This is a genomic window from Thermococcus prieurii (assembly GCF_054657655.1).
The window spans coordinates 386,236-411,669 of sequence record NZ_BAAHYH010000001.1 but is presented as its reverse complement, the minus strand read 5'-3'; the positions used below and the strand labels follow the sequence as shown (position 1 = coordinate 411,669).

General features: G+C 52.8%; 22 protein-coding genes. 9 read left to right on the top strand and 13 right to left on the bottom strand.

The genetic code is table 11. The features are described 5' to 3' along the window. Positions 1 to 8: 8 nt before the first annotated feature. From cmr4 to cmr1, 5 genes are read right to left on the bottom strand one after another with little or no spacing between them, the layout of a single operon-like run. Positions 9 to 875, bottom strand: a complete 867-nt coding sequence (gene cmr4 / locus ACYQ04_RS02345) for a type III-B CRISPR module RAMP protein Cmr4 (protein ID WP_460127080.1) — start codon at positions 873 to 875, stop codon at positions 9 to 11. Then, positions 875 to 2,317, bottom strand: a complete 1,443-nt coding sequence (gene csx1, locus ACYQ04_RS02340) for a CRISPR-associated CARF protein Csx1 (RefSeq protein ID WP_460127079.1) — start codon at positions 2,315 to 2,317, stop codon at positions 875 to 877. Before csx1 ends, cmr4 begins: the two co-directional genes overlap by 1 nt. Continuing rightward, positions 2,317 to 3,354: a type III-B CRISPR module-associated protein Cmr3 gene (cmr3, locus tag ACYQ04_RS02335; protein WP_460127078.1), complete on the bottom strand. Its 1,038-nt coding sequence runs from the start codon at positions 3,352 to 3,354 to the stop codon at positions 2,317 to 2,319. Before cmr3 ends, csx1 begins: the two co-directional genes overlap by 1 nt. Then, positions 3,351 to 6,251 carry a type III-B CRISPR-associated protein Cas10/Cmr2 gene (cas10, locus tag ACYQ04_RS02330; protein ID WP_460127077.1) on the bottom strand — a complete coding sequence of 967 codons (2,901 nt, stop codon included), beginning with the start codon at positions 6,249 to 6,251 and terminating at the stop codon, positions 3,351 to 3,353. Before cas10 ends, cmr3 begins: the two co-directional genes overlap by 4 nt. Next, on the bottom strand, positions 6,248 to 7,516 hold the full coding sequence (cmr1, locus tag ACYQ04_RS02325) for a type III-B CRISPR module RAMP protein Cmr1 (protein WP_460127076.1): 1,269 nt from the start codon (positions 7,514 to 7,516) through the stop codon (positions 6,248 to 6,250). The genes cas10 and cmr1 overlap by 4 nt, the downstream gene beginning before the upstream one ends. A gap of 243 nt (positions 7,517 to 7,759) precedes the next feature. On the opposite strand from cmr1, the gene ACYQ04_RS02320 reads away from it, so the two are divergent. The 7 genes from ACYQ04_RS02320 to ACYQ04_RS02290 all read left to right on the top strand — a co-directional run bounded on the left by ACYQ04_RS02320 (position 7,760) and on the right by ACYQ04_RS02290 (position 15,898). Further along, complete coding sequence (locus ACYQ04_RS02320; RefSeq protein ID WP_460127289.1) at positions 7,760 to 9,529, top strand: ribosome biogenesis/translation initiation ATPase RLI; 1,770 nt, start codon at positions 7,760 to 7,762, stop codon at positions 9,527 to 9,529. A 53-nt stretch (positions 9,530 to 9,582) separates the two neighbouring features. After that, positions 9,583 to 10,653, top strand: coding sequence for a cell wall-binding repeat-containing protein (locus ACYQ04_RS02315; protein WP_460127075.1), 1,071 nt, complete (start codon positions 9,583 to 9,585; stop codon positions 10,651 to 10,653). 6 nt (positions 10,654 to 10,659) lie between these two features. Next, positions 10,660 to 11,655 carry an AIR synthase family protein gene (locus ACYQ04_RS02310; protein ID WP_460127074.1) on the top strand — a complete coding sequence of 332 codons (996 nt, stop codon included), beginning with the start codon at positions 10,660 to 10,662 and terminating at the stop codon, positions 11,653 to 11,655. 128 nt (positions 11,656 to 11,783) lie between these two features. Beyond that, positions 11,784 to 13,160 carry an acetate--CoA ligase family protein gene (locus tag ACYQ04_RS02305; protein WP_460127288.1) on the top strand — a complete coding sequence of 459 codons (1,377 nt, stop codon included), beginning with the start codon at positions 11,784 to 11,786 and terminating at the stop codon, positions 13,158 to 13,160. Continuing rightward, on the top strand, positions 13,153 to 13,338 hold the full coding sequence (locus ACYQ04_RS02300; RefSeq protein ID WP_460127073.1) for a hypothetical protein: 186 nt from the start codon (positions 13,153 to 13,155) through the stop codon (positions 13,336 to 13,338). The genes ACYQ04_RS02305 and ACYQ04_RS02300 overlap by 8 nt, the downstream gene beginning before the upstream one ends. Beyond that, positions 13,338 to 15,284, top strand: coding sequence for an indolepyruvate ferredoxin oxidoreductase subunit alpha (gene iorA, locus ACYQ04_RS02295; protein WP_460127072.1), 1,947 nt, complete (start codon positions 13,338 to 13,340; stop codon positions 15,282 to 15,284). Before ACYQ04_RS02300 ends, iorA begins: the two co-directional genes overlap by 1 nt. 5 nt (positions 15,285 to 15,289) lie before the next feature. Further along, positions 15,290 to 15,898 (top strand): indolepyruvate oxidoreductase subunit beta, encoded by a 609-nt coding sequence (locus ACYQ04_RS02290; protein ID WP_460127287.1) that lies wholly within the window; start codon positions 15,290 to 15,292, stop codon positions 15,896 to 15,898. Positions 15,899 to 15,918: 20 nt separating this feature from the next. Here ACYQ04_RS02290 and ACYQ04_RS02285 read toward each other — a convergent pair whose 3' ends face one another. Then, the gene (locus ACYQ04_RS02285) at positions 15,919 to 16,338 is read right to left on the bottom strand and encodes a hypothetical protein (RefSeq protein WP_460127071.1); all 420 of its coding nucleotides are present in this window, start codon (positions 16,336 to 16,338) and stop codon (positions 15,919 to 15,921) included. Between the two features lie 25 nt (positions 16,339 to 16,363). Next, on the bottom strand, positions 16,364 to 16,582 hold the full coding sequence (locus ACYQ04_RS02280) for a hypothetical protein (protein ID WP_460127070.1): 219 nt from the start codon (positions 16,580 to 16,582) through the stop codon (positions 16,364 to 16,366). Positions 16,583 to 16,718: 136 nt separating this feature from the next. On the opposite strand from ACYQ04_RS02280, the gene ACYQ04_RS02275 reads away from it, so the two are divergent. Further along, the gene (locus ACYQ04_RS02275) at positions 16,719 to 17,843 is read left to right on the top strand and encodes an AAA family ATPase (RefSeq protein ID WP_460127069.1); all 1,125 of its coding nucleotides are present in this window, start codon (positions 16,719 to 16,721) and stop codon (positions 17,841 to 17,843) included. A 1-nt stretch (position 17,844) separates the two neighbouring features. Here the strand turns inward: ACYQ04_RS02275 and ACYQ04_RS02270 are convergent, their stop codons facing one another. The 3 genes from ACYQ04_RS02270 to ACYQ04_RS02260 all read right to left on the bottom strand — a co-directional run bounded on the left by ACYQ04_RS02270 (position 17,845) and on the right by ACYQ04_RS02260 (position 21,231). Then, positions 17,845 to 18,846 carry a histone deacetylase family protein gene (locus ACYQ04_RS02270; protein WP_460127068.1) on the bottom strand — a complete coding sequence of 334 codons (1,002 nt, stop codon included), beginning with the start codon at positions 18,844 to 18,846 and terminating at the stop codon, positions 17,845 to 17,847. 6 nt (positions 18,847 to 18,852) lie between these two features. After that, positions 18,853 to 19,425, bottom strand: coding sequence for a TATA-box-binding protein (locus ACYQ04_RS02265; RefSeq protein WP_042691874.1), 573 nt, complete (start codon positions 19,423 to 19,425; stop codon positions 18,853 to 18,855). A gap of 102 nt (positions 19,426 to 19,527) precedes the next feature. Further along, positions 19,528 to 21,231 (bottom strand): DUF505 family protein, encoded by a 1,704-nt coding sequence (locus tag ACYQ04_RS02260; protein WP_460127067.1) that lies wholly within the window; start codon positions 21,229 to 21,231, stop codon positions 19,528 to 19,530. 137 nt (positions 21,232 to 21,368) lie between these two features. Between ACYQ04_RS02260 and ACYQ04_RS02255 the strand changes: the two genes are divergently transcribed. Beyond that, positions 21,369 to 21,797, top strand: a complete 429-nt coding sequence (locus ACYQ04_RS02255) for a DUF356 domain-containing protein (protein ID WP_460127286.1) — start codon at positions 21,369 to 21,371, stop codon at positions 21,795 to 21,797. A gap of 32 nt (positions 21,798 to 21,829) precedes the next feature. Here the strand turns inward: ACYQ04_RS02255 and ACYQ04_RS02250 are convergent, their stop codons facing one another. From ACYQ04_RS02250 to ACYQ04_RS02240, 3 genes are all read right to left on the bottom strand, one after another. Then, positions 21,830 to 22,000 carry a hypothetical protein gene (locus ACYQ04_RS02250; RefSeq protein WP_460127066.1) on the bottom strand — a complete coding sequence of 57 codons (171 nt, stop codon included), beginning with the start codon at positions 21,998 to 22,000 and terminating at the stop codon, positions 21,830 to 21,832. A gap of 96 nt (positions 22,001 to 22,096) precedes the next feature. Next, the gene (locus ACYQ04_RS02245) at positions 22,097 to 23,539 is read right to left on the bottom strand and encodes an McrC family protein (RefSeq protein ID WP_460127065.1); all 1,443 of its coding nucleotides are present in this window, start codon (positions 23,537 to 23,539) and stop codon (positions 22,097 to 22,099) included. A gap of 5 nt (positions 23,540 to 23,544) precedes the next feature. Then, positions 23,545 to 25,395, bottom strand: a complete 1,851-nt coding sequence (locus tag ACYQ04_RS02240; RefSeq protein WP_460127064.1) for an McrB family protein — start codon at positions 25,393 to 25,395, stop codon at positions 23,545 to 23,547. Between the last annotated feature and the right edge of the window lie 39 nt (positions 25,396 to 25,434).

The window sequence follows — 25,434 nt, the reverse complement described above, 5'->3', positions numbered from 1 at the left end:
CCACCACCTCAGACGAGTTTCGCCAGGACGAATCCTTTTCCAACGGTCTCGTCTCCGCCGACCTGGAGATAACCCACTGACTCAATGAAGTTCCTGAGCTCAGTCGAGACCTCCTCCGCGCTACTGAGCTTTCCTCCCTTGGGCTTGCCCACGGCTATAACCGAGTACAGTAGAGTCTCGCTCGGAAGGAATTCCTCGTACCAGAGGCCGCCCCTCTTAACGGTTCCCGTCCCCGCGTCTATCGCGACCCTCGCAACCACCTCCGTCGAGAATCTGACGAAGGCCGAGAAGACATCGTCGGGAACTATCGCGAGCCTCTTCTTCACATCAACGTCCCCGGGAAGGAGGGGTTCTATTGCACCGGCAACTTTGCTCAGGTCCCTTGGTTCAGCCTTGAGGGCAACCTCTTCAAAGACTACGGAATCCTTAAGCTTCAGGACACTGGAAACATCAACGATGGCCCTTCCTTCACCAGGTACGAGTTCCTTCGGGTTAAAGCCCACAGATTTCCCGGCAAGCTCCATATCACGTTTGAACCTCTCAAGCACGAAGGGACTGGTAACGTAGGCGAAGACCCCCTTAGCACTCCTGACCGGGAAGAGCAGAACCCTTGCGTCTCCAACCGCTATCGCCCCTGCGTGCTCGTGGGCCTTATCAGTATCAGGGCCGAATATCGAACGCACTATGCCCTTATCCTTCCCTGCCTTTTCAAACGCATGCCTCAGGACTCCTTTGAGGCTCTGGCCCCATACAACCGGAAAGCCCGTGTGGCGCTCCCTCTGTATGGGGAGGTCTATTACGCTAACCTCGGAGCCGCTACCCGCGTGGACGGGCGAAACCGCGTATATCCCCAAAACGAGTCTTTCCGCATACATCAACAAGTCACCTCCTCGTCCCTGTAACTCAGCGCTTCTATTGAGAGCCGCATAACCGTTTCAAAGTCCGAGTAAGAGAAAACGAAAACCTTCTCCACTTTATTTCCCATTATAACGTCCTCGACCTTAACCCGGGTCAGGTTGAACTCGAAGCCCGAGTGGGCTATGAAATTCCTGACCTTTAGCTTTGGGTTGTGGCCCCTGTCACCGGAGCTATAACGGAACTTTACCTCGTCGTAGAGCTCTGCCAGAGGAACCCCGCTTTTCTCAAGCTTTCTCCTAACTTCTTTTCTGATTATGCTCCTGCCCCTTTTCTTAAGCTCAAAGTTCGCCTTTTCCTGTAGCCTTTTCAAGTTACACAGCTGGTCCTCGACGACTATGCCAATCCTAGGCATGTTCACGAAGAGCGTCCTCGTTATCTGAAACAGCTCATTGAGGGTAACGCTTCTCTTCGGATACTTATCTTTTAGCACTCCCTCGAAGACACGAAGCATGTAGTAGAGCTTTACCACCGTCCTGAAGTCCTCGCCTAAGGCGGTTTTCCTTTTTATATGTGCCTTTTTCACCTTAGCCTTGTCGTTTTTTATCTCAATGTCAATTTCCTTCAGAAACTTCGAAAACGCATTGTCAACGTACTTCTTTACCTTGTTCACATTGGGGTAGAACGTCGCAAACGCCAGGGGAAAACCGTTTGTCACGGAGCTTATGAAGGCACTCCACTCGGGCTTATCCGACACGGTGGAGTAAACGGGCTTGGGCATTATCTCAACGGTCTCAACGGGTCTTATGTGGAGCACGAGGTTTTTGAGAATCGTCTCCTTCCACTCTCTATCTCCCTGAGGAAACGGCTCGGAGTTCACGACATAGAGCTTCGTCTTTCTAACGTAAGCTAAGAGACCGAGGAGGTTCTTGAGGGCCCTGTAAGTTAGGACAGGCATGAAGTTTATGCCGTGCGTTAGGTCGAGGAACACCTCAGTGTCTTCAGTAGGCAACTCCTCGGCGAGAACCCTGAGGACGCTGGAATAAAAGTCGAGGACGTCCCCCTCGACGCTCACGTTGTTGAACTCCCCCACACCAGGCAAGACCACGATTTTTACGCTGTCAAGGAGCTCCCGGTCTTTCTCTTCCATGAGCGGTTTAATCCTGTTCTCAATGAACCACCTAACCCTCTCCTCAACGTCCCCAACAACGTCCTCATAGGAGTTCAGTTCATTAGGCTTAACGTCGTTTTTCAACGTTAGGTTGACAAGCGTGTCCAGGACGAGGATTATTGTTTTACGTGGCTTAAGTGCCTTCAGCAAGACAGGTAGCGTACTAACGTTGCCCCGCTCCCCATCGACGTTCTCACAATCTTTGGCTCCCAACTGTGAGCAGTCAACACTGTATCTGACCTCCTCCCACTGGAATGGATTTCCCCAGGTAGCCACGAGGACCCGCTCCATCAAAACTCCCCCGCAATGGTTAACCCATACCCAAACTCCTTCATGAGCCCAGCCTTTTGCACCCTCTCAACCTCAAGGTCCTCAATAGCCCTGAGCCACACCACCGTTCCAGCGGGATAGGCGTAGAGAGTTGCCTTGGGCATCTTCGCCATCATATCCCACCCGGTAACGCGGACCTTCCTATCTGTAAACACCCGCACGACATCGGCGTTAATCCCCGCCTCCCTTAGCAGGGACTCCAGAGAGCCGTTGGGTATCAACGGAGTGGCGAAGTAAAGCCTCATCATGGAGCCCTTTTCAACGTGAAGCGTCCCCGAGAACGGGAAATCTTTCTTTAAGTGCACGAACCTCGCAAACCTCGATTCACCGCCGAGCTTGATGAGTCCCTCTTTCCCGATTGCACCGATTAGACCCTCCTCGTTTTCCTCAAAGTAAACCTGAATGCCCGCTTCCTTGCTCATCCTGAGGTTCAAAGTGCGGTACAGTAATCCCTCCTCGGTGACCTTCCCTTCGGTGAGGCCTATGCCAATGCGTTCCTCTATGGTGTAAACTCTCCTCACGTCAATTTCCGTGAACTCCCTCAGTTTTCCAGCAAGGTATCGGGAGAGCTCACTTGCAGAGACGAAACACCTTGCAGGTTTGAAATGGAGCGTTCTGGTTTCATCCGATACGGGTGCAACGACGACCTCCCCAACGGGGGTTTCAGCCGGTTCCACTGGAACGAGGTGCTCAACCCCGTCCTCACCTTTAACCGACACCACGTCCTTTGGGAGCGAAAAGACCGGAGAGCCGTTAAGGGCAAAGAACGTTCCGAGTATTGAAAATCCCGGCCTCCAGTTCTCTGGTTTCCTCACATCATCATTGCCCCTCTCAAGGTTCAAAATAGCAAAGGCCCCACTTTCAAAGGCGACCGCCATGAGGGCTCCAGCTATCGTGTGGGGAAGAGGTTCGGTGGTAACGGCCACGTGTCCCTCCCCGGCGGAGAAGTCCCGACTCTCCCTAAAGAGAAGAACGTCGTTGGGGTAAATCTCAATCATGCTCTCACCCCCGTTTCGAGGAGAATCTTAAGTAATCTGGACGCCCCTTTAATCTGTTTTTTAACGATAATACCTGCTATCTCTGCCGAAACGTCCGGCAGGTTGAGAGCCTGAAGCGTTGAGGATAGCCTTTTCCTGAGCTCCTCAAACCAGGTAACCCCTTCAGTTTCCACGTTGGTTAAAATAGCTTTTGCCAGCCCCTTAACGTCCTCAAACGAATCGCTGGGCTCTTCATTCTCAGGGTCGTCCACTACAACATCACGTACCGTCTCGTTGATTCTCCCAACAACGTCTTTGTTTTGGGCAACTCCCAGTTCCTCAAGCTCATTGGCCGTTATCTCGCTTCTAACGTTCCTCACCAGCCATAGGAGTTCAGCAAAGTGCTCTAGCATCTTGGCATCCTCATCTTTCTTGTAGTTGGAGTGCCTCAGAAACTCGTACTTCAAGAGCATTAAAGCCGCGTAGGCATCGTTTGGCCAGGTTTCAGTGTTCAACTCGTAGATAAACTTGGTACTGATTTTGCCGTTTCGCACACCTTCAAGAAAGTCCGCGTAGTGTCCGTCTTCAAGGGCCCTCCAGTTGAGTACAACCCTGTGATAAGAGCCGCTGTGCTTGAGGTAGCCTATTGCGATAGCGTTCCTTCCGGATTCCTTAGCTAGGTGCTCTAACTCGTTAACACGTCTTACAGCGAGATAAAACGGCTCCTTATAGTGGAGTATTAGAACTCCAGCACTCATGCTCCTAGTTTTACCCTGGAGGTAACTGAAATCCTTCCAGTCCTCACGGAAGGAATCCTGTATCTCAAACGCCAGGCTGAAGACCCTATCAGTCGGCACTATAGCAAAAACGTCATCACCGCCCGCATAGAGGAGCTCCCCCCCGTGCTCTTCGGAGAGTTTTGGTACGAAATTGACGGCAAACTCGCTGAGGGAGCGGGTTATGGCTATGTGCACCGTTGGAGTTACTGGCCTCTTAACGTCACTTTCAAGTCCTTTTACTGCCAGATAATCCTCAACTGGCTTAACGGACTTGCTTCCACTTATCACCTTCCCCATGTTGTCCCCATCCATCTTGAGGATGGCGTAGTACTTAGGGGCGTCACCAAGGATTCCAGAAACGTTGGATAGCTCCTTAGCAATAACCTCCGGCGAGGTTCCAGAAGGCAGTTCACTCCCCGGAACACCGTAGACCTTAGCCAGGGCTTTTTTATCCCTCAGGTTTTCGGGGTAGAGAACCTCACTGTTGGGGCCGAGTTTCCTGAACGTGGGCATCAAGGCAGATGACAGGGCCATGAGTCCCTTGATGAACTCCCCCGCTTTGGTGCCCTTGAACTTCGGCTCCTCAACCTCCCCCCTCCATTCATTCCTTGCCCCAGTGTGGAATACGGTGTAGAGAAAGACGTCGTGCCAGGTAACGGGCTTTCCGTCGGTTTCAAGTTCATCGTTGCCCGCGAGTTCAAGTGCAACCTCCGTGGGCCTCCTCATGGCGACCTCACTCACCGAAGCGAAGCGCTTGAGCCTCACCGAGCCCCGCCTGTGTTCTTCCCTGGCCTCGTAGGTTATATCCTCTGAAGACCTTGAGAGCCAGCCGTAATCATCCTTCCACAGGGAGTAAAACCTCGGGTAGAAGCGCTTTGCAAGACAGAGTGGGCAGAGCCTTTCGCCCTCTTTTATGTCGTATACTCCCCTTTTTCTAAGTTTATCCCTGATGGAATCCCACCTACTCTTAACAACACTGTGGTCTGCATCTCCCCCTATAGCCAAGTTCTCGCCGCACAGAGTGCACTTGAAGCCCATCGGCTGTTCAGGCGGGAAGTGCTGGGCCGATTTGAAATCGGTTTTTTGGTCAAGTATCGTGAAGAGCTCGGAGTAGTAATGGACATCGCTTTCGAATCCATCCGGAAGTTCTAGAAGGTACTCCTTCAAGCCCTTCTCAATGACGTCCGGGAGTTTCGTAAGGGGAGCTGTCTCGACAGTTATCGAGAAGTACTCCCTGATAGTTTTCACGTACTCCTTCCTTAGGTTCAAAACGGGCCCTAAACCGTAGAATTCCCACGCAGAGCGGAACAGTCTCTCCAACAGGTCTTGGATTTTGGCTCTGATATTACTTGAGAGCGAATCGACGTTGGCATCCTCAGGAATTAAGGCAAGGACTTTGTTGGGTATGTTCGCTACGTCGAGCTTGTCGTAGTCTTCAATCTCCCCCAACTCATGCTCGAAGAAGGGTTGGCCGCGGAGGTGTGGGAATATCAAGGCGTTTGGACCATAGAGCTTCCAAATTTCCGATATCGCGGTGTAAGTAAGGAGGCCGAGCATGTGGCTTCCAGCCCACAAATCCCTCTCGGTCCTCGCGTTGCCAATGAACCCCTGAACCGGAGAAATCTTGAAGCGAAGGAGTTTAACTTTTCCGTTTTTTAGCTGAGCGTAAACGTCAAGTCTGCTGAGCCAGTCATGGTCTGGCACGTAGGGGTCCGCAGGGAAGTGAACGAGTTCTCCCGCGATTGCCGGACTCAGTCCAAGCCCCTCAAGAACCTTTTCATACTCCTCCCGCAAGAGTTCCGGCAGATTGTTCCAAAGCTTGGCGAACTTCTCCACAGAGCCAGAGTCTTCGATTTTCCTTGCAACGCTCTCTTCAGCTTTTTTCAGCGCACCTACGAACTTCAGCTTTTCCTCGTCAGTTGAATTGAACCAGAAACTGCTGAGCTTTTCGAGAGGTTTCTCCTTCGCGCTTATCGGATGCTTAAGGACGAACTTTTCAAGAGTAAACTTCCCGGTAACAGGAAAACTCGACAAATGCTTCCACCTTTCCGGAAGTTCGTACTCCCCGAGCAGGGAAGCGAGAATCCTCGACGGAGCAACCTCAAGGAGGGCCCAAGCGTAAGATTCCCACGGGTTCATTGAGACACCTCCTTGGAGCCGTAAACAGGGGTAAACTTAGTGGAGAGTGATGAGGAGAGCTCTCCCAAGTACTTCAGGTATTCAACTTCACCATCCTGCTCCCTCTCGATGATGAAGAGGTCTCCCGCGGCGTTGGCAACTTTTTCCCTTCCCTTGTACACTCCCCCCCTGTACCTCACTGGGCCCTCGTAACCCGGCAAGAACTTGTACCTGAAGAGGGTTATCACTGGGTAGTATTCAGTGGCGTTCTGGCTTCTCACAGCGTTTACCGTGAACAGTAAACCGGATGCCCTTCTATTGGCATTCCGATGATCGACTGTAAATTTAACGGATTCCCTCCCAAACGACTTGTAGAACGGGATTGGCAAGCCTAAGAAAGGCCTCCTCTCGGAAGCTGCATCTATGCTCCCGATTCTCTCCTCCCCCTGCTGGTACTTTTTATGAATCGTGTGGGGAATCCTCCGGTTGGCGTACTTGAACCTGAAGCCTCCCTCGAACTTATCTCCATCCCCCGCAGTTCCGAGATACCATTCGCCAACGTCTTTTATGACCTCACTGACATCTTCCTTAGGGTTACCAACCACGATCAGTGAGTGTTCTCGATTGAGTATTGGATACCCAGGCAATCCTTCGTATTGTGACCCCTGCTTGAAGCCCATATCCCCCAGTATCTTGGAGAACTCTGACGTGATGTTCCTTTTCCCCCCGAACACTCCCTTGTAGAATTCCTTAACGTTCTCCCCTGGAACGAAGGGTATATCAAGGCTCACGTCTCCCTCCGGTTCCCCTTTTGGGAACAGAGAGCCCCCAAACTTCCTCGACCTGGAACCGAACCCACCGAGGTGCAGGGCAGCCCACAGGGAGAGGACAGCAAGTTTCAGTGAATCCTCATCGCGACCCTCCAACGTAATGGTGAGGGTAAGTCCGGGGAGAACGGCACCCCTTGAATTACGGCCCGTTTGAGAGAACCAGAAGTAACTCTCATACTCGCTCTTCGGGGAGTACTCACCATCAGACTCAACGGGTTCCACCTCAACGATCACCGCACTCCTCCTCGTCCCCCCACTTCCAGCGCATCCAAACACCCTGCACTCGGCTTCCCTGAGCTTTGCAATGTTGTTTCCAAAGTAGTTCCCAGCCAAAGCCCTGAACCACCAGCGCATAACGCCTTTGATGCTTGCGGAGCGAAATTCAGCTTTTCTCTGGTCTGCACCACGCATAAAAAGAGGAGTTATAGTTTCAAGCTCAAATGTGGCTTCGTACATACGAGCACCCCCGTACTAAATAAAGAGGAATCCTCAAATTAACCCTGCCTAAAATGACAATTGGCATGTATAAAAATTTTGCGGGATGATTCAGTAATGACGTGAACGAACACATCAACTCGTGGATGAGACATTTCCTGACACTACCTCAAAACAAGGGAAACAACAGAAGATTAGTACCTTCAAAGAGTAAACCCCGCAACCCTTTAAAATCCTCGCCCTCAGCATAGCCCGGTGGTGAAGATGCGCGTTGCGGTCATCGACTACGACAAGTGCAACCCTGACAAGTGCGGTCACTTCCTCTGCGAGCGAGTCTGCCCAGTCAACCGAATGGGCGGCGAGGCGATAATCATAGACGAAGAAAACTACAGGCCGGTCATACAGGAGGCCAGCTGTACCGGCTGTGGAATCTGCGTCCACAAATGTCCCTTCAACGCAATAACGATAGTCAACCTGCCGGAGCAACTCGACGAGGACTGCGTCCACCGCTACGGAATCAACGGCTTCGTCCTCTACCGCCTCCCCGTCGTCAAGGAGGGCATGGTCGTCGGAATCCTCGGACCGAACGGTACGGGTAAGACGACAGCCGTCAAAATCCTCTCCGGCCAGCTCCTGCCGAACCTCTGCGGTGACAACGACTCCTGGGACAACGTGATTAAGGCCTTCCGCGGAAACGAGCTCCAGACGTACTTCGAGAGGCTGAAGAACGGGGAGATTCGACCCGTCGTGAAGCCCCAGTATGTTGACCTGATTCCAAAGGCCGTTAGGGGAAAGATCCGCGACCTGCTTAAGAAGGCCGACGAGGGCGGAAGGTTCGACGAGGTCGTTAAAGAGCTGGAACTTGAGGGAATCCTCGACAGAGACATAAGACAGCTCTCCGGCGGTGAGCTCCAGCGCGTTGCCATAGCCGCTGCCCTCCTGAGAAACGCGGAGTTCTACTTCTTCGACGAGCCGTCGAGCTACCTCGACATAAGCCAGAGGCTCAAGGTCGCCAAAATCATCAGGAACCTTGCGGACTCGGGAAAGAACGTTCTGGCGGTCGAGCACGACCTTGCTATCCTCGACTACATGAGCGACATAATCCACGTCGTCTACGGTAAGCCCGGGGCCTACGGTATCTTCTCCCAGCCCAAGTCAACGAGAAACGGCATAAACGAGTTTCTCCGTGGCTACCTCCGCGACGAGAACGTCAGGTTCAGGCCCTACGAGATAAACTTCAGCAAGAAGAGCGAGCGCAAGAGCCAGGAGGGAGAAATCCTCGTCGAGTATCCGAGTCTCGTTAAGGACTACGGCTCCTTCAGGCTTGAGGCTGAGGGAGGCGAGCTCTACATCGGCGAGGTCGTCGGAATCGTCGGCCCGAACGGAATCGGTAAGACGACCTTCGTGAAAATGTTAGCGGGAGTCGAGAAGCCAACGGAGGGAGAAATAGACTGGTCCCTAACCGTTTCCTACAAGCCCCAGTACATAAAGACCGACTACAACGGAACGGTTTATGAACTCCTCAGCAAGATTGACGCGAGCAAGCTCATGAGCAGTTTCTACAAGAGCGAGCTCCTGAATCCTCTGGGCATTCCGGAGCTCTACGACAAGCGCGTGGACGAGCTGAGCGGCGGTGAGCTTCAGCGCGTTGCCATAGTGGCCTGCCTGATAAGGGACGCCGACCTGTACCTCCTCGACGAGCCCTCGGCGCATCTCGACGTCGAGCAGAGGCTGGCGGTTTCGAAGGCAATCCGCTCGCTGATGGCCAAGAACGAGAAGACGGCACTGATAGTCGAGCACGACGTCATGATGGTCGATTACCTGAGCGACAGGCTGATTGTGTTCGAGGGCCAGCCCGGCAAGTTCGGAAGGGCAAGCAAGCCGATGGGCATGCGCGAGGGAATGAACCGCTTCCTGGCCTCGGTCGGAATAACCTTCAGGCGCGACCCCGACACCGGCAGGCCGAGGGCCAACAAGGAAGGCTCGGTAAAGGACAGGGAGCAGAAGGAGAGGGGCGAGTACTACTATGCGTGAAATCCTCGGAACCCTTATATAATTTTACGTTTTACATTCCCTGGGTGAGTGGTATGAAGAAGTTGGCCTCATTTGTCATCATGCTGATGTTACTCACTTGGGGGGCCGCGTTCAGCACGGCCACAGCATCTGGAGGCGGTTCTGATACCGTAATACTCGTCAGCGACAATTCGGCCGACCTTGTGATGGCCGAGCTCGTCTCGAATCTAACGGGATACCCGATTGTCGTTGCTCCCTGGGGTATATACGACCCGGGTGTAACCGCGAAGGTTCTCTCGAAGTCCCCGCGGAAGGTCATAATAATCGGTGGACCCCTGGCGGTTCTCCCTGACTACGCGGCGGATTTGAACGCCTCAAACGTTACTGTTATAAGGTGGGGCGGCAGGACGAGGTACGACACGAACAGGGACGTCATCAAAGGACTGCGGGAGCTTGGGATAAACCTCAAAAAGCAGGTTTTTGCCGTCGGTTCTGACCCGGCCTGCGTTCAAACGGCCCTCAAGCTGGCCCTCGAGGAAAGGGCCGCGGTGGTCTACCTGACGAAACCCACCGAAAACATCAGCAACGGAAAGCTCGTCGTACCCCAGTGGGTCAACGTCTCAGGCCCGGAGGTAGTGAAGGTGAAGGTAACGAACTGGACCGCGGAGATGAGGATTAAAGAGGTTGAGGGGAAGTTGAACTTCCTCCTGGGCTTCATCAACGGAACACCGGGGGAGGTCCTGGGGAAGTACGTCGATGACGCCAAGAAACTGCTCGCGGAAGCAAAGGAGGCATACGCAAGGGGAAACTACGCCGAGGCCTACAGACTCGCGAACCTTGCCGGGGAAAAGGTCGAACTCGCAATAAAGCAGGCCGCCCTCGACCCAAACGTGAAGGCTGACTTTGACGTATCGCTCATGGAGTTCTATATGCATGGAATGAAGCCCCTAACCCCGGAACAGCAGGAGGAACTCCAGAAGCTTATGAAGGAACTCGAGGAGGCCCTCAAAAACCACGACTATAAAAAGGCGAGGAGAATCCGCCTGATAATCATAACGAGGTTCCTTCGCGTTTACGGGCGGTTCGGAGGGTTTATATCTCCGATTATATCCCCAAACCTCAACGACCTAAACCTTGACAAGTGATGACCCATGCATCCGGGAAAACTTCCTCCGGAACTCCTTGAAAAGCTGGTCCTCTCCAGGCTCCCGACAGGAGGGAAGGGGGTTATCTTAGGCCCGGGAACCGGAATAGATGGCGCGGCCGTGAACGTCGAGGGGATCCTCGTCGCCTCCAGCGATCCCATAACCGGGGCAACGAAGAGAATCGGCTTCTACGCTGTCCACGTCAACGCGAACGATGTGGCAGTGATGGGCGCGGAGCCGAGGTGGTTCCTGACGACGGTGCTCCTTCCAGAGAACACCGATGAGAAGCTTTTAGAAAACATCATCGAGGAAATCTCACGCGAAGCTAAGAAGCTCGGCGTTGCGGTCGTCGGTGGGCACACGGAAGTAACTCCCGGTCTCGACAGACCGATAGTCGTTGGAACAATGCTCGGCGAGGCCGAGAGGCTCATCAGACCCAACGGAGCGAGGCCTGGGGATGCAATAATCATGACGAAGTGGGCGGGCATCGAAGGAACCGCCATAATCGCGGAGGAGCTCAGGGGGAGACTCGCCCCGATACTCGGCGAGGAGTTCCTTGAGGTTGCCTCGTCTCTGATTGAGTACCTGAGCGTCCTTCCCGAGGCGAGGATTCTCAGGAAGGTGGCCAACGCGATGCACGACCCAACAGAGGGGGGAATACTCAACGGTCTCCATGAGATGGCCGATGCTTCCGGTTTGGGTTTCAGGCTTTACGCCGAGAGAATTCCAATCCGGGAGGAAACGAAAACCCTCTGCAACTACCTCCACCTGAACCCGCTCGGTCTGATAAGCTCGGGCGTTCTCCTCGCCTCTGTTCCAAGGGATTACGCGAAAAAGGCCGTTGAAGAGCTTTTGAGCCATGGCATAACCGCGAGCATCATAGGGGAGTTTTTGGCCGAAGAGAAACGCGTCATAGTCGAGGAGAACGAAGAGAGGCCCGCGTGGAGACCAGAGAGTGACGAGCTGTGGAAGGTCGTAGGTAGCCAAAAAAGCACTCAGTGAGACATCTTCACTAACGTCTTTTTTCGAGCATTGTAACCATAAGATGGTCTCTAATGCCCGTATCTACCTCGATGTAGCTTTTGGGAAAGCTTATATACGATTCCACGGAGATTTTAACGGTGAGGTTCATGAACCTGGACTACTTCTTCAAACCGAAGGGTATAGCCGTCATCGGTGCATCGAACGACCCGATGAAGCTCGGCTACGAAGTTTTCAAGAACCTCAAGAAGTACAAGGACGGCAAGGTTTACCCCGTCAACGTCAAGGACGAGGTCGTTCAGGGCGTTAAGGCCTACAAGAACGTCAAGGACATCCCCGACGAGGTTGACCTCGCGGTAATCGTCGTCCCCAAGCGCTTCGTGAAGCAGGCGATAATGGACTGCGGTGAGAAGGGAGTTAAGGGAGCGGTCATCATAACGGCCGGCTTCGGCGAGACCGGGAAGGAAGGCAAGAAGGAGGAGCGCGAGCTCGTCGAGATTGCCCACAGGTACGGAATGCGCCTGATAGGCCCAAACTGCGTCGGCCTCATGAACACCCACAACGACATGAACGCGACCTTCATAACCGACGCCAAGAAGGGGAGCATAGCCTTCGTGAGCCAGAGCGGAGCTTTAGGAGCGGGAATCGTCTACAAGACCGTCAAAGAAGGAATCGGCTTCTCCAAGTTCATCAGCGTCGGCAACATGGCAGACCTCGACTTCGCGGAGCTCATGGAGTACCTGGCGGACACCGAAGAGGACAAGGCCATAGCCCTTTACATCGAGGGAATCAAGGACGGGAGGAAGTTCATCGAGGTCGCCAAGAAGGCCACCAGGAAGAAGCCCGTCATAGCCCTCAAGGCCGGAAAGAGCGAGAGCGGAGCGAGGGCCGCTTCAAGCCACACGGGTTCCTTAGCAGGAAGCTGGAAGATTTACGAAGCCGCTTTTAAGCAGAGCGGAGTTCTCATCGCCGAAACAATCGACGACATGCTCAGCATGGCGAGGGCCTTCACCCAACCGTTGCCGAAAGGCAAGCGCGTCGCGATAATGACCAACGCCGGCGGGCCAGGCGTTTTGACGGCCGACCAGATTGACAAGAGAGGCCTTAAGCTCGCCGACCTCGAGGAGAAGACGATAGAGGAGCTCCGCTCGTTCCTCCCGCCGATGGCCGCCGTAAAGAACCCCGTTGACATGATAGCTTCCGCGAGGGGCGAGGACTACTACAGGACCGCGAAGCTGCTCCTCCAGAACCCGAACGTCGACATGCTCATAGCGATATGCGTCGTCCCTACCTTCGCGGGAATGACTCCAACGGAGCACGCCGAAGGAGTAATCAGGGCAATCCGGGAAGTCAACAACGGCAAGCCCGTCTTAGGCCTCTTCATGGCCGGCTACGTCAGCGAGAAGGCGAAGGAGCTCCTCGAAGAGAACGGAATCCCGAGCTACGAGAGGCCGGAGGACGTTGCCGCCGGTGCCTACGCGCTCGTCCAGCAGGCGAGGAACGCCGGGGTTTTGGAGGATGAGTGAGATGGGGATAACCCCTGAGCAGAAAGCTCAGTTTCCCTTTACTTCTCCTATCACCGTTAGGGAAGTCTATAGGCGTATGAAGGGAATACTGGACACGGTTGAGAATGACCCACACGACATTTTGAGGGAGATAAGGGAGTTTCGATTTATTACGACCGGCAATGGAGGTGTTGTTTGATGGCGAAGGTGACGGACATAGTGCTGTGGGATAAGCCCGGGGAGAGGGTTCTCCTCCTCGGAAACCAGGCCATAGCGCGCGGAGCTTTGGAGGCCAACATAGCCGTTTTCGCGGCTTATCCCGGAACCCCGAGCTCGGAGCTGACAGATACGATGGCGATGGTGGCCAGGAAGGCAGGAGTTTACATGGAGTACTCCACCAACGAGAAGGTCGCCTTTGAGACGGCCCTCTCAGCGGCATGGAGCGGCCTCAGAGCTATGACGGCCATGAAGCACGTCGGACTGAACGTTGCAGCAGACACCTTCCTCAGCGCCGTCGGCATGGGCGTCGAGGGCGGTTTCGTCATAATGGTGGCAGATGACCCGAGCATGTGGAGCAGTCAGAACGAGCAGGACACGAGGGTTTACGCCAAGTTCGCCAACGTGCCGGTTTTTGAGCCCATTTCACCCCACGAGGCCAAGGAGATGACGAAGTACGCCTTCGAGCTCAGCGAGAAGTTCAAGCACTTCGTCATCCTGAGGACGACCACGAGGAGCTCCCACGCGAGGGGCGACGTCGTTCTCGGAGAGCTTCCCGAGGAGATAAAGACAGGCAAGAGGAAGTTCGGGAACTTCAAGAAGAACCCCGAGAGGTTCGTTGATGTCCCGGCCCACGCGAGGAAGTTCCACCCGCAGATTCTCGAGAAGATTGAGAAGATTCGCGAGGAGCTCAACAACTGCCCCTTCAACTGGATTGAGGGCGACGAGAACGCGAAGGTCGGTATAATCGCTCCGGGCCTCGCCTACGCCTACGTCAAGGAGGCACTTGCCTGGCTCGGTGTCGAGAACGTCAAGATACTCAAGCTCGGAACGCCCTTCCCGGTTCCCTACGGCCTGCTTGAGAAGTTCCTCGACGGGCTCGAGAAGGTTCTCATCGTCGAGGAGCTCGAGCCGGTGGTTGAGGAGCAGGTCAAGACCTGGGCCTACGACAGGGGATTAACGATTCCGATTCACGGCAAGGACCTCGTGCCGAGGGTTTACGAGATGACCACGAGGAGAGCTGTAACGGCCATAGCGAAGTTCCTCGGCCTCGAAACCCCGGTGAACTTCGAGGAGCTCGACCAGAAGTACGAGAAGGTAAAGGGCATGGTCCCGCCGAGGCCGCCGAGCCTCTGTCCGGCCTGTCCGCACAGGAACACCTTCTACGCGATTAGAAGGGCCGCGACTCCGAAGGCAATCTTCCCGAGCGACATAGGCTGTTACACTCTCGGCGTCCTTCCACCGCTCAAGACCGTTGACACAACCGTCGCGATGGGCGGTTCAATCGGCGTCGCCCACGGCCTCAGCATCGCCCTGAACGGCTCCGTTGCCGAGGACGAGCACAAGGCAGGCAAGGAGAAGAAGGTAATCGTCGCCACGATAGGCGACTCAACGTTCTTCCACACGGGACTTCCGGCTTTAGCGAACGCCATCTACAACCGCTCCAACGTCGTCATAGTCGTCCTCGACAACCTCGTTACCGCTATGACCGGCGACCAGCCCAATCCGGGAACCGGCGAGACCCCGCACGGCCCGGGCAAGCAGATTAAGATTGAAGAGGTCGCGAAGGCCCTCGGTGCCGACTACGTCGCCGTCGTTGACCCCTACGACATAAAGGCCGTCGAGAGGACCATAAAGGAGGCCCTGGCCGTTGAAGGTGTGAGCGTCGTCGTCGCGAGGCGCGTCTGTGCGCTCTACAGAATAGGCCAGCTCAGGCGCGAGGGCAAGCAGTGGCCGCTCTACCAGGTCAACGAGGACAAGTGTACCGGCTGTAAGATTTGTATCAACGCCTACGGCTGTCCTGCAATCTACTGGGACGCCGAGAAGAAGAAGGCCAAGATTGACCCGACGATGTGCTGGGGCTGTGGCGGCTGTGCCCAGGTCTGTCCGTTCGACGCCTTCGAGAAGGTGAGGGAGGGAGAGCTATGAGCGAGATGAGGGAGTACAACATCGTTATCACCGGAGTTGGCGGTCAGGGAATCCTTACCGCGGCGAACCTGCTCGGCTGGGCCGCTTTGAGGGCCGGCTACAAGGTGCGCGTTGGTGAGGTTCACGGCATGAGCCAGCGCTTTGGAAGCGTTATTGCCTACGTTCGCTTTGGGGAGGACGTCTACGGCGCGATGGTTCCAGAGGGCAAGGCGGACGTCATACTGAGCTTCGAGCCGGTCGAAGCTTTGCGCTACATCAACTACCTCAAGAAAGGCGGCCTCGTCTTCACCAACGCGAGGCCGATTCCGCCGGTTCAGGTCTCGATGGGCCTCGCCAAGTACCCGAGCCTGGAGGAGATTAGAAAGGTCGTCGAGGAGGACTTCGAGGCCAAGTTCATGGCCTTCGACGCCGAGAAGCTCGCTATGGAGGCCGGCAACATCATAACCACCAACGTCGTCCTCATCGGAGCGCTGACTCAGACGCCGGACTTCCCACTCTCGGCAGAGCACGTCAGGGAGGTCATAAAGGTCAGCGTGCCGAAGAAGGCCGTTGACGTCAACATGAAGGCCTTCGACTTGGGCGTCAAGGCCGCGAAGGAGATGCTGGGGCTTTGAGGCCCCTTCTTTTCTTCCCATCATCTAACCGCAATGAGAAACACGGAGATTGAAACAAAACCGAAGAAAGTCTCGAACTTTTTGACATCTATTTTTCCAATGTTGCCCAAGTTGCCAAGGCCGTCTACGATTGAGTGGAGAACTGCGAGTGCGAGGAGAACCGGAAGGGACCCACCTGTGAGGAGCATTGAGGTCCCCACATGAAACATCACGGCAAAATGCCTCTCAACGAGACCAGTTAGGGAAAGCTTAGGGAGGGGCATGGAGAACCTCTCGGACATCTCCTCAAGGATATCCTCATCCATAAACACCAGCGGAAGCAACATGATGACTTCCGCGGTGCCAAAACCGAAGCCAAAGCTCGCACCAAAAACGGCAGAGTGCCCTCTGAGGAAAAGAAACTTCACTATCTCCTGAACAACTCCCGCAATGATCCCCAAGACCACAACGTTGAAAGCACTGAGCTCATCGGATTTCAGAGAGCTGGCCCCTCACGAACAGGAGCTGTATGGGGGTCTGGGCGGTTAGGGCCACGAAGAAAGCCGCCAAACCGTACACGAACTCCCGAATGCCGGGTTTGAGCCCAAACGGAAGGAGCGTAAACAGTGCCAGGACGACTCCTAGTGCGGGAATGAGAACGAGAATCCTCCCTTTAGGAGACACGAATTCCTCGGCCATGACCACCAGAACCCCCAAGGATTTTTAATCGTGGTGATTAGGAATGTTCTCAAATTCTTTAAAAGTATTACTCACAAACCGCCTTCAGAGTGGAGCAACTCTTATAACTTGCCCCCGGGTAAGTAACTTACGGTGGGGTAAGTTGCTGTTCGACCTCCAGCCAAAGAGGAGGAGGGAAGACCTCTACGATAGGGAGGACGAGCTCAGGGAGTTTTTTGAAGCCGTTGAGCTCGGAGAAACGCTCGTTCTTCTGCTCGGCATCAGGAGGCTCGGTAAAAGCTCACTCCTCAACGTTGCGCTCTCCGAATCAGAAAAGCCGTTCTCCAAGATTGACGTTCGCTCGCTCTACTTCACCCACGGCTCGATTCCTCAAGAGTTACTCGCGAGAAAACTCCTCGAAGGTCTCCTCAGGTCTTTGAAGGGGACCAACAAAATAAGGATGGAACTCGTGAAAGCCCTCTCACGGATTAAAGGGATTAACGTTTCGGGTATTCGTGTTGAGTTCGACGAAAAGCCCGACCTTGCGGAGCTCCTTGAGAAGCTCAACTCTTGGGCCGAGAAAACAGGGAGTAGGGTTATAATAGCCTTCGATGAGGCTCAGTACCTGAGGCTTTCGGGAATACGGTACGATGGGCTCATAGCGTACGCCGTGGACAACCTGCCGAACCTGACGTTTGTGCTGACTGGCTCCGAGGTCGGAATGCTCCACGATTTTATCGGACTCGACAACCCCAAAAAGCCCCTCTTTGGCAGGTACGCGAGGGAAATAACGCTGAAGAGATTTTCGAGGGAGCAGAGCAGGGACTTCCTGAGAAGAGGATTCGACGAGCTTGGTGTGAAAGTTCAGGAGGAGGAAATTGAAAGAGCCGTTGAGAGGCTCGACGGAATTGTCGGATGGCTGACCCTATACGGCTACCTCAGGGGAGTTAGAAAGCTCTCCGAAAAAGATGCCCTTGACGAGCTCTTTGAACGGGCCAAAGCGCTGGTCCTTGACGAAATTTCGACCCTTACGAAGTACAGCGCGAGGTACTGGTACATTCTGAAGGCAGTCTCCTTGGGAAACAATTCGTGGAGCTCCATAAAGGAGTACGTGGAGTTCAAGGCGGGAAAAATAAACGACGCGAAGTTTTCAGCCCTGCTAAAGAACCTCGTCAAGTACGGCTACCTTGAGAAAGGTGAAGAGGGCTACTCCATCCCCGACCCAGTCGTTAAGGAAGTCATAAAGAAGACCAACTTACCCCCCGGTAAGCTACTTACCCTCCCATAAGTCAGAACTCCCACCACTCCGAGTGAACCTCCTTCACCCGCGCCACCGTTCTCAGGGCCTCATACGATGGACTGACCGGGACCTCGCGGATTTCCCCGCTGAGGTAGCCCCTGATGAAGGCTGGAAGGCCTTTGTCAAGGCCGACCGAGTAGCCACCCTCAAAAATCACCGCGAGCGGATAGCGCGAGAGCGTTGAGCCCGCGTAGGCGAAGAAGAGTTCACTGAGGCGAAGCGTCGTCAGGTTCTCGCCGAGGAATCCGTCAAATCCCGCCGAGACGACCACGAGCTTCGGCCTGAACTGGGCAAGAACTGGGAGAACAACCTCGTTCCAGGCGTAGATGAAGTCGTCGTCTCCGGAGTAGTGGGGCATCGGCAGGTTGATTTTTGTACCTTCGGCATTCTTCCCGCCGACGTCGTGCTCGTAGCCGCTCCAGGGGTAAATATCACGCTCGTGAAGGTCTATATGCACCGCGTTGGGGTCGTTCCAGAGTATCTCCTGCGTTCCGTTGCCATGATGGGCGTCAAAGTCTATGACCAGAACCTTTCCAGCGAGCTCCTCGGCCGATTTTGTCGCATAGGCCGCGTTGTTGAAGATGCAGAAGCCGAGCGTTGAGGCGTTGAAGGCCCTTCCAGATTTTCCGGCGTGGTGGCCAGGTGGCCTGACGAGGGCAAGATGGAGGCCTCCAAACTTCAGGGCCAGCTCAACGGCGAGCCTTGACGCCCCGAAGGCGAGGAGCGAGGCCTCCCACGTGCCGGGGGAGACGTAGGTGTCCGGGTCGAGGTACGAGAAGGTTCTGCTGCTCTCGCGGACGAGCTCAACGTAGTCCCTTGAGTGGACCTTCAGGAGCTCCTCCTCCGGAACGGGAACCGGCTCGATGGGTTTCCACAGGTCCAACCGCTTTAAGGAGTTTACCGCCCGTAACAGCCGGTCTGGGTTTTCTGGGTGATAGTTCTCGGGTCTGTGCTCGAGAAAAACGGGAGAATAGATAACAGAGAAGGCCAAGCCTCCTCACCACTCCTCCTCTTCCTCGATTAAACCGTACTTCTCAAGCTCGCGGAGGAGCTTCCTAACGGCCTCCCAGGCGTCGTGCTCGCTCTTGGCGCCGGAGCAGACGATTTTACCGGAGGAGAAGAGCAGTATCACCGCCCTCGGCTCCTTTACACGGTAGATGACGCCGGGGAACTGCTCGGGCTCATACTCACAGTTGGGCAGACTAAGCGCTACAGCGTCGAGGTTGAACTCCATGCCGATGTCACCGCTGAAGACCATGTTCTGTATGTCAATCTGGGGCGCGCGGTGGAACTTGGCGCCGATTTTCTTGAGCATCTGGATGAGCTTGTTGACGGCCCTCTCGATGTCCTCGACGCTCTTAGCACCTGTAACGACGAGCTTCCCGGAGCTGAATATAAGCAGGGCAACCTTCGGCTCATCGAAGCGACAGATGATTCCGGGGAACTCCTCCGGGTTGTACTTCGAGTTGGGGCATATTTCAATAACCTTCTCAAGGTTCAGCTCCGTAAAGAGGTCAACAGAAGCGACGATGTTCTCAATCCTGAGCTTTACATTGCTCATGTCCACCAAGGTTTACACCTCCGGATGGTGGGTTTAAAAACCCCTTTATAAATGGGGGCAGTCGCTTTTTAAAGCTTTATGCTCAAAAGGGAACATCGAAGAAGAAAAAGTTCAAAGGTAGGCCTCAACGAGAACCTTACCCGCCTCCGTCAGGCTCTTGCTTCCGAGGAAGCCGAGCTGGCGGAGCATCGTTAAGGCCTTCTTTATCTCGTCGTCGCTGAGGCTGAGGTGCTTCCTGATGACGTCAACCTCCTCCATCTTGTAGCCCTTGACCTCGCCCTTCTCCTTCCATATCCCGTTGAAGGTCTCGATGTTGTCGTAGATTACCTTGAGCACGTTGTAGAGGGTCGGTGTGACGCTGAACTTGACCTTGACTATCTCCTGGAGCTTGGCGTTCTCGAGGGCGGTCTTAACCTTATCCCCGAGCTCCGTCAGCTTGACCATGCCGTTCTGGAGCTCAACGACGAAGCCCTTCGCTTCCGCCTCGCCGATTGCTCTGATGATTTCCTTCTCGTCTCCGCCGACGTAGTCCTTGACGAGTTCGACGAGCTCATCCCTGTGGATGTACTTCTTCCTCGGGGTCTTGGCAAGTATTGCCGCGTCGTATCTGGTAAGGAACGGCTTCCTCTTTATACTCCTGCTGAGCTTGAGGTAGAACCTTCCCTTGTCGGTGACGCCGGCCTTCACAACGCCCTCTTCTTGAGCCTTGATGACCCACTCGGCTATTGGCACGTCACCGCTCTCGGCGTAGGTTATCGCCTTCATGGCATCGGGACTGACGGTTCCGAAGTTTATGGCCTCTTTACCCCACTCGGTGAGCCAGTAAGTGTCCTTGTTCTTGACGAGCCTCCTCTCGACCAGCTCCTTGCTCTCGAGGAGGTGCAGTATGGCTCCGAGGTCCTCAACCTCAACGCACTTGGCGATTTCCTTCTCGGTGGGCAGTATATCCGGGTTGGTCTCGTACTTCTCCTCAATCTCCTTGATGGCCTTGAGGACTGCAAGCTCATCGTCGAGCAGGTAAATCGGGAGGACCTTCTCCTCAACCTTACCCATCGCCTTGTAGGTCTCCATCATTGCCTTTCCGAACTCGGTCGTTCCCTTCTCGTCGCTGAGTCCCATGCTCTCCAGCTCGGCGTTGCTCCTTCCGGCTTTCAGGGCCTCAAAGTCCTCCTTCCTGAGGACTATCGCCCTTGCAAATACCGGAATCATGCTGACGGCTTTAAGGGCGAGCTTCGCCGCTGGCGTGGTTGCGAAGGCCCTTCCCTTCTCGGTCGGCGGTGAAATCAGGAGCAGACGCATGGCCTGAAGGGCGTTCACGATGTTGTCGCCGTAGAGCTTGGAGTTCTTGTAGGTTACAAGTTCATCAAGGGTTCCGATTTTCGGCATTCCCCTGAGGAACGAGACTATCTCCGGGGTCAGGTAAACGACGGGGTGGGTCTCGCGGTAAAGCTCGAGAAGCGCCTTTCCGAACTCGGTGAGGCCGTTCTCATCGGCGAGCTTTCTCTCCTTCAGCTTCTCGAGCCAGCTCTCGGGGACCTTTCCGGTCTCCTCGAGGAGCTCAAGCATCTTCATTATCTCAGTATCGGCTATGACCTCGGGAAGCTCGTCGAGGTTCAGGGAGTCGCTTATCTCGAGGAGCTTCCTTCCGGCCTCGGTGAGCTTAATCTTTCCGCCTTCAAGCTCGGCAAACCCGAGAATGTAGAGCTCGATTGCCCTTATCTGGAACTCCTCCGGCAGTTTGGCCTCAATCTCGGCCTGGCTCTCGGTCGTCTTCATTTCCCTGAGTATCTCAAGGTGCCTCTTCTTCAGATACATGTTATCACCCCTCCACTTCCGTTTTGATGCTTAAAAAGGCTCCGGCATTTTTAGAAACGCAAAGTTTTTAAAACTTTCGGTAACTAAAATCGGCTAAGGTTTAAAAGGCAACCCGTTGAGTGGGGGGTGGTGAGAACATGAGAAACACGATAGTGCTCGTGAGAACCGACAACTTTCAGAAGGCGAGCGTCGCGTTGGCCGACCTCGTGAGATACGGGGGCATGAGGATTCGCGGTGACCCGAGGATAATACCGCCTGCCCTCTCGGACTGGGCCTTCGAAAAGATAAGTGGCGAGAAACCGAGAAAGCGCTTTAAGGCCCACGTCGTGGCTCAGATTGACCTTCCGCCGAGGAAGGCCATAGGCAGGCTGATGGACATTCACCCGCCGGCCCATATCCTTGTAATCCCGCCGGATTCAGAGGTCTGGGAAGAGTTAATGCGCCTCTGGGGAAGCTTTGAGAGGCTCAAGGGCTTCCACCCGCCGAAGAGAACACGGGCCGAAGAAGCCCGGCGGAAGGCCGAGAAGAGGAGAGAGAAGGAAGAGTGGGAGTTCGAGGAGGTTTAGGGAAGGACGTTTAGTCCTTCTTTCTCCCCAAATCACTGGAGGTACCAGTCTTCTTCATTGACATCCCCCTTGAACTTGCCAAGGTACTTGGAAAGAACAGCTCTGCTCAGCCCTTTCCCCATCTCCCGCTCAAGTATAATTTTTATCTTCCGTTCAATGAGGCGCTCCATTCCAGAGGGCACCTTCACAATTATCTCGCCCACTGAAACCACCAAAGAGAGTCTAAGGGAGAAACCTTTATTTATTGGGTGTTTGTTTATCACACAGTTTCTCCACTAATCCATGAGAATTATGAAGAATTATGACTCAGGTAGGGCAGTAGTGCGACTGATTACTTTATCTAAGATTTCCTTAAACTTCTCTCCCATATCAGAAACGTTCTTTGTCTTCAGGTGCTCCATGTTATAGGCAATGATGTAGAGTTTCCGCCCATCGAAGAATTCAAACTCTAACAGCTTTTCCGAAAGTTCTTGATTATATGTTAAGCTTGCTGGAACTACGATTACACTTGGTGGTTTTGAATCCACTTCATTGCGACTTATCCTGTGATACCCCCAAATTCTCGAATAAACGTAGAGCTGACGTGCAATATCTGGCCTAAGTTCAATTTTTGTCTCCCCCTTTTTGTTAATTTTAACGAGTTCCGTGTATTTGGCGTCTAATATTACCAAACCCCTATTTAGGTTAAGAATATAGTCTGGATACTGATTTTTAAAAGATGCCTTCGAAGGTTTATTGTTAAAAAGCCTCTTGCTATTCTCTAAATCTTTGTTAGTTGTAAGCTCATAGCCGTTCTCCCCTGCGTATCTGGATAGAACTCTTGCAATATACAACTCGAAAAGCTTGTTCATATCGACGAAGAACCCACTAACTTCCCTGCTCCTTCCTTTACCGCTTGCGGGCATAAACAAAAGTTTGGCCATCTCAAAGGGCTTCCTAAACCTCTCATTGAGCCTCGTGAAATGAACGCGTTCAAAGTGCTCTGCCCTAAGGTGTATCTGCGTAACACCGTCAAAGGCCAGCATCAGCTCACCGAGGAGTTTTCTGTTTATCCCCCATGTTGTTTTTCTCATCGCTTCTCTGACTGATGCATAGAAAATCCTGTTGAGCAAATTATCTTCAATTAGCTCATGGACTTCAACACTAAAGGTATTTAGCCGGTGAGGAAGCTTTCGTATCTGTCTGCTCATCAGTAGTTTTCCCCGAAGAAACTTCTCCTCCCTGTGAACTTCAACGTATTCTCGATGGTATCCACTTTGAATTTCTTTCCAAAGGCTTTTAGCGAACAGATAAATAAAAACTTCGTAAAGGTTTGGATTAAGTTTTCTCCCATGAAGATAAGCCAAGTCATGGTCTTCGATTTTCAGTCCATAGGCTATGTTAAGCATTCGTATAAAAGCCAGAATGGACCTCCAAGTATCTTCTTGTGTCTCTTGTGTTTGCCCTTTCTTTGGCTTGAAGACTTTTGGAAGAATTTGAAGGAAAACATTGCCAACGGCGGCAAAGCCGACGTAGTGCCGTGCTTTAATCTTGTTGGCGTAGACTTCTACAACGCCTTTGCTCTCGTCTATTGTATCCTCAGTGTCGGAATTATCTTTCGATTTGTCCAACTTTTTAAAGTCCCTCTTAAATTTCCTGTTCAACTCGATAAGGGCCTCCTGAATGGTTTTCTTGTCGCCTGTAATATCCCTGTACTTCTTTTCCTCGTGTTCATAAAGCGTTATTATGGTTAGTCTTGGCATGCGAATCAGTCCCCTTCAGTTTGGGACTGGCTGTTTTCTATTGGGTTTTCATCTCTATTTGTAGTCTGATTGTTCTGATTGTTATTAGAGGAGTTGTCCTTTTTTCTTATTATTCTCTTTAATGCCCTAATGAAAGCATTTTTATCAAGAACTTCCACTTGATATGCTTTTTCCCCATTGGGTCCAGTAATACTAAGCTTCTTAAAGAACACATCTTCAGAATCCCTGTCTTTCTCATTCAGCACCCACTTTATCGTCTCCCAGTCGTTGTAGAAATACTCCATGAGGAGCGGGAGCACTTCATAATACCAGACGTGCTTAAGGTCATCAACGGTCTCCACGTTCAGGAAGTAGCTGTGGCCTATCCTGTGGTCGCGGTCTTTAACGACAGTAATGCGAACGTTAATCTTCTCGAGAAGAGTTTTGAGAAAGTAGTTATCATTGTCCAGTTTACTAAATAGCTCGTTTAGCTTTTCGTTTAACCTTTGTCTCTCCTCTGTCTTTAGCTTCTTTTCTCTAATTTTCTTCAGGTTTTCTTTTTCGAGAAATTCTGGTCTTGGCTCAACCTCGATGAATGCAAACCTCCTCCTCAGCGCAACGTCAAGCAAAGCAATGCTTCTGTCTGCGGTGTTCATCGTGCCAATGATGTAAAGGTTTGGCGGAACCGCGAAAGGTTCCCCCGAGTATGGCAACCTAACTATAAGCTGGTTCTCACCGCCCAAGCGCTTGTCCTTTTCGAGGAGCGTTATCAGCTCGCCGAAGATTTTGCTGATGTTTCCACGGTTGATTTCATCTATGATGAGGTAGAACTTTGGAGTGAGTTCTCTCAGATTCTCGTCTGGAAGTCTTTCTACCAGTTCCCAGAGGTATCTCTTGAGACGTAAGTACTCCTCATATTCTGTAAGGGATAGAGGTTCTTTTTTGAGTAGAAGCCCGTGGAGTTTTTGTAGCTCGTCCCTATCAATCGATGCGTTTTCCAGTTCAAGAAGTCCCTTTACAAGCGCTCTAAGGGCAATTTTCTTGAAGATTCCATCCTCCACTTCGTATCTGATGTTCCCATTATCATCGGTTTTTGGTCTGAATCCTTCAATGAACTCCTCGTAGCTGTAGGACTGATGGAAGGTTATAAACTCCCAGAGGTCTCCGGGCTTGTCTTCATTAGTTTCTTTAACGACGTATTCTCGTGCCAGCCAAGTTTTTCCTGTTCCGGGAGGGCCGTAGAGAATTACTTGGCCTTTTTTATCCAACAAACTTTCAACTAAACTCTCAACGATGCCTTCACCATTTTTTCCATCGTGACTTGCGTTTTCATTCATAACATCCCACTCCGTCAAAATATCTCTTAGAGTATCATCTAGGTTATCATCTATGCGTTCTGGCTTGACGTATCCCGCTATCGGAAAATAATCAGGATTATATCCTAGTTTCCTGTTTATGTCTTCAACGGAATATGGTAGTTTCTCTAGTTTTTTCTTGAAGAATATCAAGAATGTGAATTTCTTTCCTTTTTCCCAAAAGTCCTCAAGAAAACTAGCATTGTGTTTGGGAACATCTACGGTTTCACAGACAATTCCAATGTATACTTTAGTTTCGTGTCCTAGATCCACTTTATTTCGGCCAATGCGTCTGCCTACATAAAATAGCACCACGTCGCCTTTACCAATCTTTTTCTTATAGATTGTCTCTTTTGATCTGCCCCAGAAATAGCAAACATCAGAACAGCAATTGTCTAGGATATTGGGGTCAATTCGGCCTTCCAGCTCATTTCGTTTCACTCCTTTTAGGATCGTCTCCTCAAAATTCTCATACTCATCAGTTCCTGTTCCAATCCCAATTATGAATAACTGGTTTTCCATTGTAGTGTCCCCAAGTATTTTAAGAATGAAAATTTAAAA

Excerpts from the sequence above, each read along its gene's own strand:
- ACYQ04_RS02300 (WP_460127073.1), top strand. The coding sequence starts at position 13,153 with ATGAGTGAGATGGGGATAACCCCTGAGCAGAAAGCTCAGTTTCCCTTT.
- ACYQ04_RS02240 (WP_460127064.1), bottom strand. The coding sequence starts at position 25,395 with ATGGAAAACCAGTTATTCATAATTGGGATTGGAACAGGAACTGATGAG.
- ACYQ04_RS02290 (WP_460127287.1), top strand. The coding sequence starts at position 15,290 with ATGAGGGAGTACAACATCGTTATCACCGGAGTTGGCGGTCAGGGAATC.
- ACYQ04_RS02320 (WP_460127289.1), top strand. The coding sequence starts at position 7,760 with ATGCGCGTTGCGGTCATCGACTACGACAAGTGCAACCCTGACAAGTGC.
- csx1 (WP_460127079.1), bottom strand. The coding sequence starts at position 2,317 with ATGGAGCGGGTCCTCGTGGCTACCTGGGGAAATCCATTCCAGTGGGAG.
- cmr4 (WP_460127080.1), bottom strand. The coding sequence starts at position 875 with ATGTATGCGGAAAGACTCGTTTTGGGGATATACGCGGTTTCGCCCGTC.
- ACYQ04_RS02310 (WP_460127074.1), top strand. The coding sequence starts at position 10,660 with ATGCATCCGGGAAAACTTCCTCCGGAACTCCTTGAAAAGCTGGTCCTC.
- ACYQ04_RS02255 (WP_460127286.1), top strand. The coding sequence starts at position 21,369 with ATGAGAAACACGATAGTGCTCGTGAGAACCGACAACTTTCAGAAGGCG.
- ACYQ04_RS02305 (WP_460127288.1), top strand. The coding sequence starts at position 11,784 with ATGAACCTGGACTACTTCTTCAAACCGAAGGGTATAGCCGTCATCGGT.
- iorA (WP_460127072.1), top strand. The coding sequence starts at position 13,338 with ATGGCGAAGGTGACGGACATAGTGCTGTGGGATAAGCCCGGGGAGAGG.
- cas10 (WP_460127077.1), bottom strand. The coding sequence starts at position 6,251 with ATGAACCCGTGGGAATCTTACGCTTGGGCCCTCCTTGAGGTTGCTCCG.
- cmr3 (WP_460127078.1), bottom strand. The coding sequence starts at position 3,354 with ATGATTGAGATTTACCCCAACGACGTTCTTCTCTTTAGGGAGAGTCGG.
- ACYQ04_RS02315 (WP_460127075.1), top strand. The coding sequence starts at position 9,583 with ATGAAGAAGTTGGCCTCATTTGTCATCATGCTGATGTTACTCACTTGG.
- ACYQ04_RS02245 (WP_460127065.1), bottom strand. The coding sequence starts at position 23,539 with ATGCCAAGACTAACCATAATAACGCTTTATGAACACGAGGAAAAGAAG.
- cmr1 (WP_460127076.1), bottom strand. The coding sequence starts at position 7,516 with ATGTACGAAGCCACATTTGAGCTTGAAACTATAACTCCTCTTTTTATG.
- ACYQ04_RS02260 (WP_460127067.1), bottom strand. The coding sequence starts at position 21,231 with ATGTATCTGAAGAAGAGGCACCTTGAGATACTCAGGGAAATGAAGACG.